The sequence below is a fragment of the Sulfurovum sp. bin170 genome, from assembly GCF_010892395.1.
Classification (GTDB): Bacteria; Campylobacterota; Campylobacteria; order Campylobacterales; family Sulfurovaceae; genus UBA1140.
In genome coordinates this window covers 1-2,619 of the sequence record NZ_JAACKB010000393.1, presented here as the reverse complement: position 1 = coordinate 2,619, position 2,619 = coordinate 1, and the positions used below count along the sequence as shown (strand labels likewise).

Sequence of the window (2,619 nt, the reverse complement as noted above, 5' to 3'; positions counted from 1 at the left end):
GTAGGTGACCAATATTATATTCATTCGGAATCGGAGACTTTAGTCCCGAATATAGCGAGGCTAAAGCCATCGATTCCAATCTTTTTGAAATTAATTTTGAGTAGGTACTTATATACTAAGTTCGATACTCCGCATTAATTTTAACATACTCATAAGATAAATCACATCCATAAGATGTATACGATTCATCACCTAGACCAATATCACAAACGACTCTAAAGCTATCATTTTTCATTATTTTATAGGCTTTGTCCTCTCGCGTCTTATCAAGCTCTCGCTGTTCGTCAGAGTAGATAAGTAGGTTATCATAGTGAATAGTGAGCTTTGTATCATCACACTCAATACCTGATGCACCGATAGTTGAGGCGATTCGTCCCCAGTTTGGGTCTTCTCCAAAGAGAGCTGTTTTGACTAGTAGAGAGTTGCTTAGAGCCATACTTGCCTTTTTTGCTTCATCTTCTGTTTTTGCACCTTTTACCTCAAAGGCTACCAGTTTATTGGCTCCCTCTCCATCTCTTAGTATCATCATCGCTAGTTCAAATGTTATCTTATTTAGAGCAACTCTAAATGCCTCTTTGTTATATGAACCTGATAACTTATTTGATAAAAGCATAATTGTATCATTTGTGGATGTGTCGCCATCTACAGAGATGCGGTTAAATGAACCCTCTGTGGCAACGGTTAGTAGCTCCTCCATATCCTCTTTTGGAATATCCGCATCGGTGGTAATAAAGCAGAGCATAGTAGCCATCGCAGGGTTTATCATACCTGCACCTTTGGCAATACCTGCTATATGAAAAGAGTCACCACTATCGAGGTCGATTTTGAAACATAACTCTTTTTTAAAAGCATCAGTTGTCATTATCGACCGTGCTGTCTTTTCTGAGTTTTTAGCATCAAAGTCAAACTTCTCAAAAGCAGAGCATATTTTCTCCTGATTTAGACGATAGCCTATAACCCCTGTTGATGACATAACAGGATTATGTATTTGAACTGTAGGGGCAGACCGATGTGTCTGCCCTCGAAGATTTTCAAAAATAGACTCAATATCCTCTACCCCCTTATCTCCTGTCATAGCATTGGCATTTTTCGCATTCATAAGTATAAAGTTGGTTTTAAATCCATCAGGATACAGTTGATAGTGTTTGATAGGTGCTGCTTGAAATTTGTTACTGGTAAATCGTGCTGATATATCACAATGCACCTCTGAACGGATAAAAGCAACATCTCCATCAACATCACTCTCTTCCAAATTGGCAGGATTAGTTTTCATCCCAACATTAACCCCATCACAAAAGAACCCCTTGACATTTGAGATTCCACCTTTTATTGAAAATAGATTAAACATTCTTCATCTCCTCTGGTTGTATAGTTTTTCTAATTATTTTTTTTACTTTTCGGATACCCTCACTGGGACCAATCAGTAGAAGTTTGCTTCCTGCTGTTATGGTGGTATCTCCTTTTGGCATAGGAATAAATTTTCCATCCTGATATCTGATACCGATAATAGTAACATTAGCAATCTCTCTAAAATTTACATTTCTGACCTTTTTTAGAGTTGTCCAAGATGTTTTTTTGACTACAGTCTCCTCCATATCAAGGGGGGTATCTTGTTTGTATAGAAACTCTTGAAGTAGATTCTCCATATCTGGACGAATTGCTATAGCATTGACCCTCTGTGCCATGATATTTGTAGGTGTGACTACTTTGTCTGCACCTAATTTTTTCAGTTTCTCCTCATCACTTGTATAGTGTGCATTTGAGATAATCAGGTATGAACGCCTCCTACCTATCTCTTTTTCATAGAGTCTTACAGATGCGATAGTGGCGATATTGTCTGCGATATTATCAGCTAGAGTTATGATACCCTTTGCAGAGGAGAGATGTGACTTTAGTATCGCCTCTTCTGTATGGGGTTCACCTTTGACAAAGTATGGGTATCTATATTTTGTAGCTATCTCATCCATATTTTCACTTGGGTCAATAACCACAAAAGGGATATGACTCTCTCGTAGATATTTAGTCACTTGGATAGTAAACTCATTATGATAACAGATAACAAAGTGCTGTTTTAGTCGTGCAATATTGTATAACATGCGTCTCTCCTTTATAATATTTTTTAGCTCACCTCTATTGAGAACCTCTACGATAATACCAATGGCAACGGAGAAGATAAGAAACCCAAAGATAATAAGAGATATAGTGAAAATTCGTCCAATATCAGAGATTGGAGCCATCTCGCCAAATCCAACTGTGGTAAATGTAATGCCAGTCTGATAGAGTGCATCAAGAAGTGACATATCATCAACAAGCATATATCCAAAGGTTCCAAACATCATGGTTAGAACAGTTAAAATTAGGGGAAGTCTAAAAGGTGCTAAGAGTACATACAACTCATCGTTTAGAGTTATATGTGGTTTTATAGTCTCTCGCCATCCGAGAAACTTTTTGAGTCTATTTTGAGGCATATTTCATAAGTAATTTACGCTTTTTATAGGAAACGCAGACTTTAGTCGCGTAAATAGAGCGAGGCTAAAGCCATCGGTTCCAAGCCAAAATAGTAATTAGAGACCTATTCCGCCTCTGTTGTTTCAGCTGTAGCTTGAGCTGCTTTTTTCT

At 37.7% G+C, this 2,619-nt stretch carries 2 protein-coding genes; both read right to left on the bottom strand.

Going from position 1 to position 2,619, the window contains the following annotated elements:
• Nucleotides 1-115 precede the first annotated feature (115 nt).
• Entirely contained in the window at nucleotides 116-1,348 is a 1,233-nt protein-coding gene (argJ, locus tag GSY74_RS09310; protein WP_164664829.1) for a bifunctional glutamate N-acetyltransferase/amino-acid acetyltransferase ArgJ, read from the bottom strand.
• On the bottom strand, nucleotides 1,341-2,468 hold the full coding sequence (locus tag GSY74_RS09305; RefSeq protein ID WP_164664828.1) for a TrkA family potassium uptake protein: 1,128 nt from the start codon (nucleotides 2,466-2,468) through the stop codon (nucleotides 1,341-1,343). The genes argJ and GSY74_RS09305 overlap by 8 nt, the downstream gene beginning before the upstream one ends.
• Between the last annotated feature and the right edge of the window lie 151 nt (nucleotides 2,469-2,619).

Coding starts and splice junctions, on each gene's coding strand:
- argJ (WP_164664829.1), bottom strand. CDS start 1,348: ATGTTTAATCTATTTTCAATAAAAGGTGGAATCTCAAATGTCAAGGGG.
- GSY74_RS09305 (WP_164664828.1), bottom strand. CDS start 2,468: ATGCCTCAAAATAGACTCAAAAAGTTTCTCGGATGGCGAGAGACTATA.